The organism is Streptomyces clavifer (genome assembly GCF_036345975.1).
Taxonomy (GTDB): Bacteria; Actinomycetota; Actinomycetes; order Streptomycetales; family Streptomycetaceae; genus Streptomyces; species Streptomyces clavifer.
In genome coordinates, this window is record NZ_CP107793.1 from 320,277 (window position 1) to 335,021 (window position 14,745).

Genomic DNA, 14,745 nt, shown 5'->3' on the forward strand with positions numbered 1-14,745 from the left:
CCAGGGGCTGTCCGAAAAGTTCGACGGCGTGGAGGACGTCGCGCTGGGGCATGCCGCCGACGTCCATGCGCGCCCTCGATCTTTCATTCCTACTCCGCTCGCCCGGGCCCGGTCGCGGCCTGCACTTCGTGTCCGGACGGTACGGTCAACGTCGTGTCCGGGGCCAGGTCGGCCCGCACCTCGCGCGCGGCGCGGGTGCCGGATGCCATGGCACCCTGCACCGATCCGGTCGCCCGGTGGTCCCCGCATACGTATCGGCCCGCACCGAAGCGGGTGGTGCGGCTCAGCGGCCAGGGCGGCGTCATGGCGGGCAGCGCGTCCTCCACCGTGTACGTGGCGACCGGCTTCCACCCGCTCGTCCCGGTGCCGTACAGCTCGGCCAGGCGTCCGCGTACCGCCGATTCCCTGCCCGGCAGGTCGGCCCCGAGTACGGAGGTCGACACCAGAGCAGTACCTGGCGGGGCGTAGGTGGGCGTGACCTCGGTCAGAACACAGGTGTTCAGGACGGCCAGGCTGCTGTCCACGACCAGGGTCGGCTCGGTCAGTGGCGAGGCGTCGGCCGCGTGGTAGTAGGTCGTCACCGTACGGCCGTCCGGCACCGGCAGGCCCGGCAACAGACGGGCGGCCGTCGGCCCGTCCGTCGCCACGACGACCGTGGGAGCCGGCCGTTCACTGCCGTTCTCCAGGAGCACTCCGAAGTCGGTCACCGCGGCAACCGGGGTACCGAGTCGGAGGGTACCGTCCGGCAGGCCTGCGGCGAGCTGGGCAGGCACCGCACCGATGCCCTCGGCGGGCAGGCAGAGGGAGCCCCGCGCCATACTGCGCCAGACAAGGTGGAAGAACCGGGCGGAAGTCACCAGATCGTCTTCCAGGAAGACTCCGGCCAGGAACGGCCGCAGCAGGTCCTCCACTGCACGCGGAGAGATTCCGGCGTGACTGAGGGCCGACGAGGTGGTCCGGTCCGGCCTGCGCTTGAGAGATCCGGCGGGAAGCAGGACATCACGCGCGGTGAGGGCGACGAGCGCGGCAAGGTCGCGAGCCGAGAGAGCCCGCCCGGGCAGCAGGCCTGCGGCCTCCCCCGGATGCCTGGTCGGGTCGGCGATCCGCACCTGACCCGAGGGCGTCTGGGCGAGGAGCCCGGCGGTGAACGGCCGGAGGCGCAGCTCTCGCAGGGCAAGGCGCCTCTTCACCTGCGGATAGGCGGTGTTGAAGACCTGGAAGCCCCGGTCCAACAGGAAGCCGTCCTGACGGTCCGTTCGCATCCGGCCACCGACGCGGTCGGAGGCTTCCAGCAACTCGACAGTCAGCCCGGCCCTGCTCAGATCCAGCGCGCAGACGATGCCGGCCAGTCCGGCACCGACGACGAGGACGTCGGGCAGCGGACGCCGCTGTTCGGTCATCACCCATCTCCTCCCTCACTGTGTGAAGTACCTGCCGCTGTCAGCCGATCACGAACCGGACGCCGATGCCAGGAACCGCCCCGGAGCTCGGCCGATCCGTCACGGTTTACGAGCCGTCAAACCGGCCGTGACCGCATGGTGTGGAACGGTGAGGCCATCGGGCCGCCCGGGTGGCAGAGCACCTCGTATGGGCCCTTCGACGATGTATGGACCAGCGTGGCGCCGTCTGTATCGGTGTTCCGTCATGGGGCACACCCGCCGAGTGAGTTCCGTAGGGCCGGATCCATGACCTCTTCCGCCGATGCAGCGCGCCGGCGCCTGAGGTCAGGGCCTCCCCCGGCTCCAGGTCCCGACGTACGGTGTCGAGCCGGGTCAGCAGGCGCTCGCCCCGGCACTTGGCCAGCATGGTCGCGGACGCCCTTCGGCGGAAGACGGCAACGATCTCAGAGCAGTCGTCCGAGCATCCGAAGGCCACACCTCAAGCCGGGCCCTGCCCGGCACAGGCCCAGCAACGGCCGTGTGTGGAAAACCTGTTCGCGACAAGGAATCGGGTGCCTGCCGGCCCGGAAGCCACCGCAGCCGCCGTCATCCGGCTCCGCACATGGTCAGTCCGGCAGAACCTACTCGGCGGACTACAAGCCCGTGCCACCCGTGAACGGGAAGAGCGGATAGCTCTCCACGCACGGCCCTCCGGGCGGGTGGTCCGGCCAACCCATGCCCAGCCGGTACAGCAAGGTCAGCGCGACGACGACTACGAGCAGTACGAGCCACAGGAGCGGCTGCCCGCCCCGAAGCGTCCGCCGTCGCAGCGTGAGTGGGAGCGGAAGTAGCAGCAGAGTCATGCACAGCCACACGACAGGCATCATCATCTGCAGCCCGATGTTGTTGCTCGCGTCGTTCCCGAGTGGGCAAGTCGCCCACGACCGGATGGTCCACGCTGTGCCGCCGTACACGCCCAAGGCCGCGAGAGCGGGAGCGGACACGTACCAGCCGCATCCAGGAGCGGAAGCAGGCGATCCGTCTGCCGCCTTCGAGACGTGCATCCCCTCTGCCACCCCCTGGAAGTCGCTCCGCAGAGTGACCGAACGAACGAACTGGCCGACAATCCGCGGCGACTGCGGCGACTGCGGCGACTCTACTGACGCTGACCGAAGAACCAGCAGTTGTCTCCGTGCAAGCCACCCACATCAAGCCTCACAGGGCCCACCAGCAGTACATACGGCGACCGTCCGCTCGTGCGCGACCGGCCAGACCCGACAGCACCACCAGCGCCTCGGCTGCGTCGTCGGCGGCGATTCCGGATGCCTGGAGCTCCTCGGTCTCGGACCATGGCCCGGCGGCCTCGACGAGGGAGGCGTGCGCGGCCGATGCCAGCGCCTCCTGCAGAGTGTCGGAGACACTCACGATGAACGCGCTCTCCGCTTCCGGAGACGAGAGCAGTTGCCCCGAGCGGGGGCGTCGGGTTGCTTCATCGTAGGCACAGCCGGTCAGGATCGCTTCGAGCTGGGCCGTCACCACAACGGGATCGATGCCTCTCAGCGCCACCACGTCGTAAACAGAAGGGTCGGGTCCGCCTGGCTGTTCCAGAACGCGGACAGCTGTGTCGTCGTCGGCCGCAGAGAAGTAGTCGCACATCACCATGCGGTAAGGCTCCCATCCAGCACTGACAGCGCGTCCGGCTGCGCGTCGTTGACCAGTCAGGACTGGCTCAAGGGGGGCCGCCAGCATGTCGGCCGACCAGATTCGAAGGTGGCGGCGGCCCTTCCGTGATCCTCGGTGAGTGGTTGTCGGTGAGCTGGGTGAACGACTGCGGCTCCCCACGGCCGGCAGACGTCCGTGAGACGGGTCGCGGTTCCAGGCCGCGTGGGGCATCTGCTCCCGTGGAAGGCGGACTTCGCCGGCGCCACAGGGCAGGCGAAGCGGGTCCGGCGGGCAGGGGCGTTTCGAGTGGGGTGACCGACTGGCGCCACTTCCGGAAAACAGTTTGCCCGGGTGCCCGCGCTGCCCCACCATCTGCCCATGACTACGACCCTGGCCGTTCCGTCGCCGATGTCCACCGATCGATCGGTGCGGGCCCAGCAGCGGTCCAGCCGATCGCGGAGACCTGCTCACCCGCACTTGTGACCGCCGCCCTGGTCGCGGGACTGCTCGCCGGCTATGGCATCGCCCTACCGGTGGGAGCGGTCGCGGCGTACCTGGTGGCTCTGACAGCCCGCACGTCTCTGAGGATCGGCGTGTTCGGCGCGCTGGGTGTCGCAACTGCTGACGGCCTGTACGCGCTGATCGCCGTGGTCGGAGGCTCCGCGCTCACCCCCTTCATCGAGCCGATCGTGCTTCCACTCCGCTGGGCCTCCGCCGCCCTGCTCGTCGCGCTGGCCATGCAGGGTGGTGCCACCGCCGTCCACCGGTACCGCAGCCGGCAGGCGACGATCCGTATCGACGAACCGCCTCCCACCCCTGTTCGGGCCTATGCGGTGTTGTTGGCGATCACGATGATGAATCCCATGACCGTGGTCTACTTCGCGGCACTCGTGCTCGGCAGCGAGGTCACGGCCACCGCGGACCGCCCGCAGCAAGCCGTGTTCGTCATCGCCGCCCTCGCGGCATCCGCCAGTTGGCAACTGCTCCTGGCCGGTGGGGGCGCGCTGCTGGGCCGGGCGCTGACCGGCCCTCGCGGACGGCTCCTCACCGCCATGGCGTCCAGCAGCCTCATCACCGCGCTCGCCGTCCATCTTCTCGTGACGGCACCCTGACGGCCCCGTGCTCGCGAGCGTCGGACGCGGATCCGGACGGTCGCGTCGGGCGGACGGACGGGCGGTCGCGTCGGGCGCGGACGGCCGGACGCGCCCGTGAGGGGCTGCGCTGCGGTGCCGTCCCGGGCCGTCGGCTCCGGCTGACACACTCCCCCTCATGGACACCACACCCGAGCACATGGGTTCCCGGATGGCGGCCGGTTGGACCGTGGCGCTCGCAGGCCTCGGAGCGGTCACCGGATTCGTCTGGGACGGGCCTTTCCTCGCCGTCGCCTGCGCGCTCTCGCTGGGAGGCGGCGCCGCCCTGGGCGCGCTGCTTTCCCACCGCCGAATGATCGCGACCATCCGCGAAGGACAGGGCGAGGCCGCTGCCCTCGGGTACGCCGACGGGATCGGGGACATGGTGGTGCTGGGCATATCCGCGTACGGGGTCTCGGTCTTTCCGCTGTCCGGCCCCGATGCGGTGAACCCCGCCGAGCGCACGGCACGCCGCAAGGCCGCTTATCTCCTCACCGCCGCCGAAGGGCTTCCTCATCACATTCGTGAGGCCGCTGCCGCCGCTCTCGAGGCCATCGACGACGCGCGTGACGCGGACGCCCGGTCCGCGATCGACGTACTCGTGAAGGCGGTCCATGAACAGCGTCGCCGCACGTGACCGTGACCGGCCGACATCCCGTCGGGCAGGGCTGCCGGCCGGTCACACCGTGATCGGCCCCGGCCCGTCAGGCGTTGGGGTCGAAGGGGATTCCGGCGGGCTTGGCCTTTGCGAGGTGGGCGTTGAAGTTGCCGTCCTTGAGCCCGAACACCGCACTGCCGAAGTTCGCCTGGACCAACTTGTCCCGTACGCCCGCGGGATAACCGTTCCAGCCGACGAGGGTGGGGTACCTCCACCCGTGGTAGTGGTTCTCCGGCGGCTCGTCGTTGCTGTTCGCGGGGCGGAAGCAGTGCGTGCTCAGGCCGTCCTTGTGGTAGACGACCTTGGGGTGCGTTCCGTCCCACCGGATCTGGTCACGGTTGTAGATGTCGAAGTTGCCGTGGGCCGAGGTGGAGACGTAGCGGGCCTCGTTGTTCTGCACCCAGACCACGACGTGCTCCCAGTCGTGCCGGTGTCCGCCCAGCCCGCTGCCGGCCACCGCCTGGTCCTTCTCGAAGTAGAGCCCGTAGATGATCGCGCACCAGCCGTTGTTGCACTTGTAGCGCGCATACCCGTTGGTGTTGTCCAGGTCTCCGGCGTCACGGCAACTGCCGTTGACCGCACCGGTGGTGTTCAGGCCCGGGGATATCGCCCCGTCGGGACCGATCGCCGGAGTCGGGTAGCAGCCGTCCGTGTCGTAGTCGAAGGCGGGCTGGAAGGTCTGCTCCATTCCGTCCGCGTTCGCGGGGAGGGCGGGCGGCGGGGCAGCGAGCGCACTGCTCGCGGAACCGATGACCAGCGTAAGGGCGCCGGCGACGACGAGCGACACCCTGCGGAAGCGGGCTCCGGACTTCATACATCCTCCAGGTTGGCGCGTGGCGGGGGCACGCGACCATCCTTGGCATGCCCACCACAACCGTAATGAACCCTTCCACCTGGCCCAACACCCTCTGGAAGCCGAAGCGATGAACGTTCGGCCAACGCACGGGGACGAGCCGCGGTGCCCGGCGCCCTCCGCATCGCGCGCACGACGCCGGAGAGTCAGGGCCCACCGGTGGGGCCCTCGGCCCTGGTGCACCACCCTCGGCCGCTGTTGAGCAAAAGCGTGTTCACTCCGGGTGCGTGGCGGAGGCGGACCGCGTGGCCGAGGCGGACCGCGCGGCGGGGGCGGCTCCGCCCGGGCGGAGGGTCCACGGCACGGGCTCCGTGTTCGTCAGCCACTGATCGGCGATCAGGAGCCGGATGACCAGGAGCCGTAGCCCACGTGGCTGCTTCCCCCATCCCATCCCCGTGCACAGCTGCTTCACGGACGGGCCGTGGCCGTGCGACGCACGGAAGTCCGCGGCGAACCGCGCGACGCGAGGCCCTTCGTCGGGATTGCTGTCCTTCCACGCGTCGAAAGCGGCCCGCACCGCCTCGTCGAACTGGGCGGGAACCGGAGTGCGCATGAAGGCCTCCGCCACCCTCACGGGGGACATCGAGCACAGCGTGCACTTCTCGACGGCCTCGGCGTGCCGGCGCAGCGCCGGACTCGCCTGCGCCTTCCACTCGTCCCAGGTCATCGCCGGCGCCTTCGTGCGGGGCGTGACGAGCGGCAGGGCGTGCATGCCCGACAGATGCCGCACCGCGTCCCCCAGGAGGTAGCGGTTGCCGTCAAGTTCGCTCAGGAAGCCCTTGGCCAGCAGCTCGGGCAGGGCGGCATGACAGTGCCCGGGCAGACCGGCCGGGAGGCTGCCGTGGTCGTCGGCCGGTGCGTGGGCGGCCAGGAACAGTGCGGCCAACCGTGCTGCGACCGAGGTCTTCCTGGCCGGTTTGGCGGTCAGGACCCGGCTCGTCCACCCCGACACCCGGGACCGGGTCAGCTTGGCGAAGGGCAGCGGGCGGTCCGAATCGACCGCGAACTCCGGTACGGCGATCGCCACGGGCACATCGGGGTCTCCCTCGATCAGATCGACCCGCGCCTGCCATCCCAGAGCGCCGACAGCGGCGACAGCGCCTTCCGCGTCAACGAGGCGCAGCGAACGCAGATCCTGCCCGGTGAGGTTTCCGATGCCACTCCGTGCGGCACGGATGGCGACGACCACGGCGAGGAGCTGCGCGTCGGCCCCTTCGAGCGGCAGCGAGCCGACGTAGGACAGCAGCCGACGGGCGGCTTCTCCCTGTCGGGCCGTCAGCAGGAAGGGCTTCGGAGGCTTCGCCACCGCCGGGGCGGCCGGGACAGGGGACGTACTGGGCGAGGAGAGAGGCACGTCCGGTACAACGTGCGCCCGGGGCCGAGGTCACGGTCACCGCCGTACTGCTGTGCGACATCGGCCCGGTGGGCAGGCACGCGCGCCGGTAAACGATATGAACGCAATGACGTGACCCCTGGCCATCGGACGGAGCGTGGCCCAGCATCGGCCGCCTCACCGACATGCGCTCAGCAACCAGGAGGACACATCGTGCCCACGTCCGTCATCAGGCCGGGTTCCCGCAGACGACTGCTCACCGTGGTGGCCTGCGGCCTGGCGGGACTCCTCGGCACGGGGCTCCTGGGCCCCGCCCGGCCCGCCGCCGCGGCCGGGCCGCCCGTCGGGGTGCCCTGTCCGGCGGAGGTGACGACCGAGGCCACGTGTTATGCGGGGCAGGACTCCCACGGCGCCCACTACGCCATCGCCGTTCCGCGCGACTGGAACGGCACTTTGGTCATGCACGCGCACGGTGGCCCCGACCTGGGAGCGGGATCGGACCCGCAGCGGAGCATGGACGACCTCGGGCGCTGGTCGGTCATGGTCGAGGAGGGCTATGCCTGGGCAGGGTCCTCCTACCGCCGCGGCGGGTACGGAACGAGGATGGCGGCCACCGACACGGAGAACCTGCGCCGTCTGTTCGTCAAGGAGTTCGCACGCCCGCGGGCCACGCTGATCCACGGCCAGTCCTGGGGCGGCAATGTGGCGGCGAAGGCCGTGGAGATGTACGCGGCCGGCGGCAGGCCGGCCTACGACGGCGCGCTGCTCACCAACGGCGTCCTGGCGGGCGGTTCCCGGGGCTACGACTACCGTGTGGACCTCCGTGTCGTCTACCAGTACTACTGCGGAAACCACCCGCGCCCTTCCGAGCCCGCGTACCCGCTGTGGATGGGGCTGCGGGAAGGTTCGACGATGACCGCCGCGGGTCTGCGCGCCAGGCTCGAGGAGTGCACCGGCTACACCACGCCACCGGCCGGCCGGACACCCGCCCAACAGCGCAACCTGGACGACATCCTGGCCGTGACGAAGATCCCCGAGCGGACGTTGGAGTCACATCTGCGCTTCGCGACCTTCACCTTCCGCGACATCGTCCAACGGCTGGACGGACGGAACCCGTTCAGCAACGACAAGGTGCGCTACAGCGGGTCCCACGACGACGGGGCGCTCAACGCCGGTGTGCAGCGCTTCGCCGCCGACCCCGTCGCACAGCGTGATCTGTCGTACGACAGCGACCTGACCGGGCGCGTCTCCATCCCCGTTCTGACGATGCACGCGATCGACGACCCCACCGCCTTCGTCGAACACGAGGATGCTTACGGCGCCACCCTCGAAGGCGCCCACCGCGACCGCCGTCTCGTCCAGACGTTCACGCAGGAGAGCGAGCACAGCGGGCTGAGCACTGCGGAGTACGCCAGTGCCGTGGAGGCGCTGTCCGACTGGGTGCGGACGGGCCGGAAACCCACCCCCGCCTCCGTCTCGGCCTTGTGCCCCTCCTTCGACGCGGCCTACGGCACGGGTTGCTTCTTCCGGCCCGGTTACGTCCCCGGCTCCTACGCGTCACGGGTGAACCCGCGGCCGGGAGCGGAGCACTGGCCCGCGATGACAAGGGCGCAGGAACGGAAGTGGAGCCGCCTCGAAAGCGTGGGCATCGCCCCCTGAACCGAGGGCGGGCCACAGGGAGGAGCGCCGGACCGGGGAAGGCGGGGCAGCGTTCGCGATCCGCCCGGTGCTCCCCCGCGTCTCCTGTTGCACGCCGCCTCGACGCGCCGCCCTGCCTGCGCCTCACCGGGGGCCTGCGGGATCCGGCCGGCAGACCCCGCTGACGACTGCGCGGCTGGTGGGCACGGACACACAGCGGCGGCGGACCGCGATGCGGTCCGCCGCCGCTGTGTGTCCGTCGTGGGGGATCAGTTGTCGTCGGTCTCCTCTGCGGTGATCTTGCCGTTCTCCGCGTTCACCTCGAAGGCGGTCCTGTTCCAGTCCTCAGTGACGACGTCGACCTCCCAGACCAGGGTCTGGGTGTCGTTCTCGTCGAGGTCGACCGAGGTGACCGTGCCCTTCTTCTTGTCCGTGGCGACCTTGGCCGCCTGCTGCGGCGTCTGCGTCGCCTTGGTGAGCCAGTCCGCGAGTTGCTGCTTGTCGGCGTCGGTCTGGTCCTCGTCCGGGACGGAGTCGATCACGTCGCCCGACACCGCGTCGATGGTGACGGTGTGCGCGGTGCCGTCCTTCTCGACAACCTCCGCGATCCACTTCGGGCCCGTGGAGCTGCCGCTCGGGCTCGGGCTGCCGCTCGCACTGCCGCTCGGGCTCGGGGTGCCGTAGGGGCTCGGGCTGGCGCTTCCGTCACCGCCGGCGCTCTCACTGGGGCTCGCGCTGGGGCTGGCGTTGTCCTCGTCGTCCAGACCCTCGAGGTCGATCTCCGTCAGCTTCCCGCCGGACACCTCACCCACCGCCGTCGTGGCGGCCTTGTCGAAGGTGACCTTGACGGTCGACAGGAAGTCCTTGCGCCGGGTCTGGGCCTCGGTCAGCTGGGCCGTGCTGGAAGGACTCCCGGACGGGGTGGTGGTCTGCTTCGGAATGACCTTCGCAGCCTCTGAGGTCGCCGCGGCTGTCTTGTCACCGCTGTCCTGCCCGCAACCGGTCACGAGGGCGGAAGCAAGGACGGCGCACAGGGCGCCGACGACACGGAGTCGGCGGGTGCGCGAGGAAACGGTCTTGTTTCGGCGGGTCTCAAGTCTCATACCCGCATGCCTAGCCGCCTCGGCGATCAGTCATGTTGTCCGCCCGGTGGCTGTCACCCGATCGACGGTGCGGTCCGCCCATTCGCCGGGCCGCACGGTCCCCGGGCGCGGCGGAGGCCGTCCGGGCATCCACGGGCCCCGCCACACGGCGAAGGGCGCCGGTTCGGGACCGGCGCCCTTCGTACGGGGTCCGCGGGACGTCAGGCGGTGAGCCGGACGTCGGACGGCACGGCCGCCGGCATCACCGTTCCCGCCGACGGTACGGCTCGCAGCTGCGCTTCCGCGGCATGCAGGGCTTCGTGGACGGTCCTGGTTCCGGTGGTGACACACAGGGTGTAGGACACGTCCTCGAGTTGCCGGACGCTCTCGGGAGTTCCGAGCCGTGCACGAGCGCTTCGGAGTGCTTCGTAGCGCTTGACGAGATTCCGCAGCGTTGCGGGATGGGCCATCAGCACGGCAGTTCCTCTCCACAGGGCGGCCGGGAGCGTATGGCCCCGCGCCGACGATGTCCGATCGCGCCGGCGTTCCGCCCGGCGTCACGGGCGGCCGTGCGAAGCTGACAGCACGCGTCCGGTCCCTTGCACACGATGGTCGCTCCGCCTCACCGAATCCGCATCCGCAGTCACTCGGGGTGACGAGGCAGGGCTTCCGAGCGCCGCGCGCGCCGGTGCGAAACAATGGGAGCACGAGAGGTCTGCCGTACAGCCGGTTCCCGGTCGGGAGGTCATCATGAATTGCCCGGAGAGCTACGAACTGATTTTCCGGACGACGGCTGCCGAGGACGATGTGGTCGTCGTCCACCTGACAGCCCGGTCCGGTGCCGGGGGCTACCCGGTCTACGAGGACGAGTCCGGGATCGTCCGTGCGGAGGTCAGCGAGCGCGGCGAGGTGCGCATGCTGGCGAGCGGCGGGCACCAGGCGCCGCGGGTGCCACTGCTCGCCCGTCCGCTGACCCACGGGGCGGCCGGCCGCACCGACCAGTGAGGTCTCCGCCCCTGCTCGCCATGCCGTCCTGATGCCTGTTCATGCCCACACATCTTCCGAATGTGTTTACTTTCCAGAGATGCGACCGTAGCCTGCTGGTGAAACCACAGACTCGGGCATGAAACGGAAACGTAACCACATGTACGGACCGGAGCGTCAACAGGAGATCCTCCGCCTCGCCGGAGAGAGCGGCCGCGTCGATGTGCTGTCCCTGGCCGAGGAGTTCCAGGTGACCGCCGAGACCGTCCGGCGTGATCTCAAGGCCTTGGACCGGGCAGGGCTGCTGCGCCGCGTGCACGGGGGCGCGATCCCTGCCGGGCGGCTGGGTTTCGAGCCCGGTCTCGCCGAGCGCGACACCGTGGCGGCCGACGAGAAGGACCGCATCGCCGCCGCCGCGCTGGGTGAGCTCCCCGCCGAGGGCAACATCATCATCGACGCGGGAACGACGACCGTCAGGCTGGCCTCGGCCGTGCCGCTCGACGCCGGTCTCACCGTGGTCACTCACGCGCTGCCGGTCGCCGCTCGACTTGCCGACCATCCGGGGATCTCGCTGCACCTCGTCGGAGGCCGGGTGCGGCACCGCACGAGCGCCGCCGTCGACGCCTGGGCCCTGAGCGCGTACAACGAGATCAATGCCGATGTCGTCTTCCTCGCCACCAACGGCTTCTCCGCCGCCAGTGGCCTGACCACTCCTGACCTGGCCGAGGCCGCGGTGAAGCGCGCGGTGATCACAGCGGCCCGCCGCGTGGTGCTCCTCGCCGACTCGGGCAAGTTCGGCCAGGAGCACTTCGCTCGCTTCGGCGACCTCGCCCAGGTGGACCTGCTCATCACCGATACGGGGCTCAGCCCCGAGGACGCCCGGGCCATCGAGAGCCGGGGCACGGAAGTAGTACGCGCATGATCCTGACCGTCACCCCCAATCCCAGCCTGGACCGGACGTACGAATTGCCCGGGCTCACCCGGGGCGCCGTCCTCCGGGCCACCGCGGACCGTGTCGATCCGGGCGGCAAGGGCATCAACGTCTCGCGTGCGGTCGCCGCAGCCGGGCACCGCACGGTGGCTGTCGCACCTCTGGGCGGGCCGGAGGGCAAGTTGCTGGCCCGCCTCCTGGGCGAACACGGCATCGAGGCCGCCGGAGTGCCGATCGCCGGCAGCACCCGTGTCAACATCACCCTCGTCGAACCCGAGGGGACACTCACCAAGGTCAACGCGGCGGGACCCGACATCTCCGAGGCAGAGGCCGAACGCCTGCTGGACGCCGTCCGCACCCGGTCGGCGGGCACGGAGTGGATCGCGTGCTGCGGCAGTCTGCCGCGCGGCCTGCCGCCCGAGTGGTACGCCGAGCTGGTCGCCCGCAGCCACCGCGCGGGAACCCGGATCGCCCTCGACACCTCCGGGGCCGCGCTGGTCGCGGCGCTGCGCGAGCGCCCGGACGTGATCAAGCCGAACACGGAGGAGCTCGCCGAGGCCGTGGGCCGCCCGCTCGCGACGGTCGGTGACGCGCTCAAGGCCGCGCAGGAGCTGTGCGAGCTCGGGGCACGGTCCGTGCTGGCCAGTCTGGGCGCCGCGGGCCAGCTGCTGGTGGAGGGATCCGGAGCGTACTTCGCCGGCGCGCGGGTGGATGCCGTGCGCAGCAACGTCGGCGCGGGCGACGCGTCCCTCGCGGGCTTCCTCGCCGCCGGCGGGACGGGCCACGCGGCGCTCTCCGCCGCGGTGGCCCATGGCGCGGCCGCCGTGCAGCTCCCCGGAAGCGTCATGCCGGCCCCGGCCGACCTCGATCTGTCCGCGGTCGTCACGACCTCGGACATCCCCATGGACCTCGCTCTGACGGAGCCGTCCCCATGACCGTCGTGCGACTGTCCAGCCGCACGAACCACGTCCCCCGCCCCGTCCCCAGGACGGTCCACGAGCAAGGAGCCCCGCGATGAGTGAGCTGATCACCGCGGAACTGGTCGACCTCGATCTGTCCGCCGAGACGAAGAACGAAGCTGCCCGTTCCCTGGCCGAACGGATGGTGACGGCCGGCCGTGTCACCGACCTCGACGGTTTCCTGGCCGACGTGGCGGCCCGCGAGGCACAGATGCCGACCGGTCTGGACGGCGGCATCGGCATTCCGCACTGCCGGAGCGAGCATGTCGCCGCGCCGACGCTGGCCTTCGGCCGCAGCGCGCGGGGCATCGACTTCGGTGCCGCTGACGGTCCGGCGGATCTGGTCTTCCTGATAGCCGCGCCGGCCGGTGCGGACGACGCCCACCTCACCATCCTGTCGAGCCTGGCACGGCGGCTGATGGACCCCGCGTTCACCGACGCGCTGCGGGCGGAGGCGAACCCTGCCGCTGCGGCGGCCCTGATCCGCGGCGAGCAGGCCCCCGCACCGGCCGTCACCTCTCCCGCGGCCGAGCGGAACGCGTCGGCCGACCGGGACACGGCCGACAAACACGTGGCCGACAAGCACGTGGCCGAGGAGGACGTGGCCGACGAGCACGTGCCTGACGAGCCGGTGACCGGCGAGCCCTTCAGGATCGTCGCCGTGACGTCCTGTCCCACCGGGATCGCGCACACCTATATGGCCGCCGAGTCGCTGGAGGCGGCCGCGCGCGCCGAGGGCGTGGTCATCAGTGTCGAGACGCAGGGTTCGGCCGGGTTCAAGCCCCTGGACCCGGCGGTCGTCGCCGCGGCCGACGCGGTCATCTGGGCGCATGACGTCGAGGTGCGGGAGAAGGCACGGTTCGGCGGCAAGCCGGTGGTCGACGTCGGGGTGAAGGCGGGGATCAACCGGCCCGCCGAGCTCATCGCCGAGGCCCGGCGCAAGGCCGAACGCGGCGAGGTCAGTCGCTTCACCGACGACCACGACGGCTCGGACGCCGGAGCGGGAGCCGGCGTGTCCGGTGGCTCCGCCGGGCACTTCGGTGTCCGGCTGCGGACGTACCTGATGTCCGGCGTCAGCTACATGGTGCCGTTCGTCGCCGCCGGGGGCCTCCTGATCGCCCTGTCCTTCGCCATCGGCGGCTACGAGATCGCGAGCGCCCCGTCCGTCGCCGATCACTTCGCCTGGGGCGAGGCGAACAGCTGGGCCGCCCTGCTCAACCAGATCGGCGGCGCCGCGTTCGGCTTCCTGGTCCCGGTGCTGGCGGGGTACATCGCGTACGGGATGGCCGACCGGCCGGCGCTCGTCCCCGGCTTCGTCGGCGGTGCCATCGCGCTCACGATCGACGCGGGCTTCCTCGGCGGCCTGGCCGCCGGTCTGCTGGCCGGTGCGGTCGTGATGGCGATCCAGCGGGTGAAGGTGCATCCCACCCTGCGCGGCATCATGCCGGTGCTGGTGATCCCGTTGCTGGCGTCGATGGTTGTCGGCTTCCTCATGTTCATCGTGGTCGGGAAGCCGATCGCTTCCCTCCAGAAGGCCCTCACCGACGGGCTGAACGGTCTCTCGGGCTCCAACGCGGTGATCCTGGGTGTCGTCCTCGGCCTGATGATGTGCTTCGACATGGGTGGCCCGCTGAACAAGGTGGCGTACGCCTTCGCGGTGGGCGGTCTGGCCGACCCGACGGACGGCAGCCTGAAGGTGATGGCCGCGGTGATGGCGGCCGGCATGGTGCCGCCGTTGGCGATGGCGCTCGCCACGACCGTGCGCAGCAGGCTGTTCACGCGGGCCGAGCGGGAGAACGGCAGGGCTGCGTGGGTCCTGGGCGCCTCGTTCATCAGCGAGGGCGCGATCCCGTTCGCCGCGGCCGACCCCCTGCGGGTGATCCCCTCGGTCATGGCCGGCGGCGCGGTCACCGGTGCCCTGTCCATGGCCTTCGGCAGTACGCTCCGCGCCCCGCACGGTGGCGTCTTCGTCGTCCCCCTCATCGGTGGACCGTTCCTCTACCTGCTGGCGATCGCCGCGGGTACGGCGGTCGCCACGGCACTGGTCGTGATCCTCAAGGGCATGCGGCGCAGTCCGGAGGAGACCCCGACGGCCGCCGACGAGCCCAAGGTCCCCTTGGCCGCCTGACTCCCAGC

14 protein-coding genes are annotated in these 14,745 nt (G+C 70.7%); 7 read left to right on the plus strand and 7 right to left on the minus strand.

What is annotated here, in order from left to right; translation table 11 throughout:
* Positions 1 to 89 precede the first annotated feature (89 nt).
* The 3 genes from OG927_RS01340 to OG927_RS01350 all read right to left on the minus strand — a co-directional run bounded on the left by OG927_RS01340 (position 90) and on the right by OG927_RS01350 (position 3,041).
* Positions 90 to 1,400 carry an NAD(P)/FAD-dependent oxidoreductase gene (locus tag OG927_RS01340; protein WP_330319541.1) on the minus strand — a complete coding sequence of 437 codons (1,311 nt, stop codon included), beginning with the start codon at positions 1,398 to 1,400 and terminating at the stop codon, positions 90 to 92.
* Between the two features lie 632 nt (positions 1,401 to 2,032).
* Positions 2,033 to 2,242 carry a hypothetical protein gene (locus OG927_RS01345; RefSeq protein ID WP_330319542.1) on the minus strand — a complete coding sequence of 70 codons (210 nt, stop codon included), beginning with the start codon at positions 2,240 to 2,242 and terminating at the stop codon, positions 2,033 to 2,035.
* 352 nt (positions 2,243 to 2,594) lie between these two features.
* The gene (locus OG927_RS01350) at positions 2,595 to 3,041 is read right to left on the minus strand and encodes a hypothetical protein (protein ID WP_330319543.1); all 447 of its coding nucleotides are present in this window, start codon (positions 3,039 to 3,041) and stop codon (positions 2,595 to 2,597) included.
* 479 nt (positions 3,042 to 3,520) lie between these two features.
* On the opposite strand from OG927_RS01350, the gene OG927_RS01355 reads away from it, so the two are divergent.
* Positions 3,521 to 4,153 carry a LysE family transporter gene (locus OG927_RS01355; RefSeq protein ID WP_330319544.1) on the plus strand — a complete coding sequence of 211 codons (633 nt, stop codon included), beginning with the start codon at positions 3,521 to 3,523 and terminating at the stop codon, positions 4,151 to 4,153.
* Between the two features lie 157 nt (positions 4,154 to 4,310).
* Positions 4,311 to 4,808: a hypothetical protein gene (locus OG927_RS01360; protein ID WP_209471171.1), complete on the plus strand. Its 498-nt coding sequence runs from the start codon at positions 4,311 to 4,313 to the stop codon at positions 4,806 to 4,808.
* Between the two features lie 67 nt (positions 4,809 to 4,875).
* Here the strand turns inward: OG927_RS01360 and OG927_RS01365 are convergent, their stop codons facing one another.
* A complete protein-coding gene (locus OG927_RS01365) occupies positions 4,876 to 5,643 on the minus strand; it encodes an NPP1 family protein (RefSeq protein WP_056787679.1) in 768 nt (255 codons plus the stop codon).
* A 253-nt stretch (positions 5,644 to 5,896) separates the two neighbouring features.
* Complete coding sequence (locus OG927_RS01370; protein ID WP_330319545.1) at positions 5,897 to 6,988, minus strand: hypothetical protein; 1,092 nt, start codon at positions 6,986 to 6,988, stop codon at positions 5,897 to 5,899.
* 240 nt (positions 6,989 to 7,228) lie between these two features.
* Between OG927_RS01370 and OG927_RS01375 the strand changes: the two genes are divergently transcribed.
* Entirely contained in the window at positions 7,229 to 8,674 is a 1,446-nt protein-coding gene (locus tag OG927_RS01375; protein WP_408058027.1) for a hypothetical protein, read from the plus strand.
* A 248-nt stretch (positions 8,675 to 8,922) separates the two neighbouring features.
* Here OG927_RS01375 and OG927_RS01380 read toward each other — a convergent pair whose 3' ends face one another.
* Positions 8,923 to 9,756, minus strand: coding sequence for a PepSY domain-containing protein (locus OG927_RS01380; protein ID WP_056787686.1), 834 nt, complete (start codon positions 9,754 to 9,756; stop codon positions 8,923 to 8,925).
* 200 nt (positions 9,757 to 9,956) lie between these two features.
* Entirely contained in the window at positions 9,957 to 10,211 is a 255-nt protein-coding gene (locus OG927_RS01385; RefSeq protein WP_124283277.1) for a DUF5133 domain-containing protein, read from the minus strand.
* Positions 10,212 to 10,485: 274 nt separating this feature from the next.
* Between OG927_RS01385 and OG927_RS01390 the strand changes: the two genes are divergently transcribed.
* From OG927_RS01390 to OG927_RS01405, 4 genes are all read left to right on the plus strand, one after another.
* Positions 10,486 to 10,740 carry a DUF6296 family protein gene (locus tag OG927_RS01390; protein ID WP_056787693.1) on the plus strand — a complete coding sequence of 85 codons (255 nt, stop codon included), beginning with the start codon at positions 10,486 to 10,488 and terminating at the stop codon, positions 10,738 to 10,740.
* 139 nt (positions 10,741 to 10,879) lie between these two features.
* Positions 10,880 to 11,641, plus strand: coding sequence for a DeoR/GlpR family DNA-binding transcription regulator (locus tag OG927_RS01395; protein ID WP_056787699.1), 762 nt, complete (start codon positions 10,880 to 10,882; stop codon positions 11,639 to 11,641).
* Entirely contained in the window at positions 11,638 to 12,585 is a 948-nt protein-coding gene (gene pfkB, locus OG927_RS01400) for a 1-phosphofructokinase (RefSeq protein ID WP_056787702.1), read from the plus strand. The genes OG927_RS01395 and pfkB overlap by 4 nt, the downstream gene beginning before the upstream one ends.
* 79 nt (positions 12,586 to 12,664) lie before the next feature.
* The gene (locus tag OG927_RS01405) at positions 12,665 to 14,737 is read left to right on the plus strand and encodes a PTS fructose transporter subunit IIABC (RefSeq protein WP_124283276.1); all 2,073 of its coding nucleotides are present in this window, start codon (positions 12,665 to 12,667) and stop codon (positions 14,735 to 14,737) included.
* Positions 14,738 to 14,745: the final 8 nt, after the last annotated feature.

What these genes read in the sequence shown, in the direction of transcription:
- OG927_RS01405 (WP_124283276.1), top strand. Translation starts at nt 12,665, where the DNA reads ATGAGTGAGCTGATCACCGCGGAACTGGTCGACCTCGATCTGTCCGCC.
- OG927_RS01395 (WP_056787699.1), top strand. Translation starts at nt 10,880, where the DNA reads ATGTACGGACCGGAGCGTCAACAGGAGATCCTCCGCCTCGCCGGAGAG.
- OG927_RS01380 (WP_056787686.1), bottom strand. Translation starts at nt 9,756, where the DNA reads ATGAGACTTGAGACCCGCCGAAACAAGACCGTTTCCTCGCGCACCCGC.
- OG927_RS01350 (WP_330319543.1), bottom strand. Translation starts at nt 3,041, where the DNA reads ATGGTGATGTGCGACTACTTCTCTGCGGCCGACGACGACACAGCTGTC.
- OG927_RS01365 (WP_056787679.1), bottom strand. Translation starts at nt 5,643, where the DNA reads ATGAAGTCCGGAGCCCGCTTCCGCAGGGTGTCGCTCGTCGTCGCCGGC.
- pfkB (WP_056787702.1), top strand. Translation starts at nt 11,638, where the DNA reads ATGATCCTGACCGTCACCCCCAATCCCAGCCTGGACCGGACGTACGAA.
- OG927_RS01390 (WP_056787693.1), top strand. Translation starts at nt 10,486, where the DNA reads ATGAATTGCCCGGAGAGCTACGAACTGATTTTCCGGACGACGGCTGCC.
- OG927_RS01345 (WP_330319542.1), bottom strand. Translation starts at nt 2,242, where the DNA reads ATGACTCTGCTGCTACTTCCGCTCCCACTCACGCTGCGACGGCGGACG.
- OG927_RS01340 (WP_330319541.1), bottom strand. Translation starts at nt 1,400, where the DNA reads ATGACCGAACAGCGGCGTCCGCTGCCCGACGTCCTCGTCGTCGGTGCC.
- OG927_RS01360 (WP_209471171.1), top strand. Translation starts at nt 4,311, where the DNA reads ATGGACACCACACCCGAGCACATGGGTTCCCGGATGGCGGCCGGTTGG.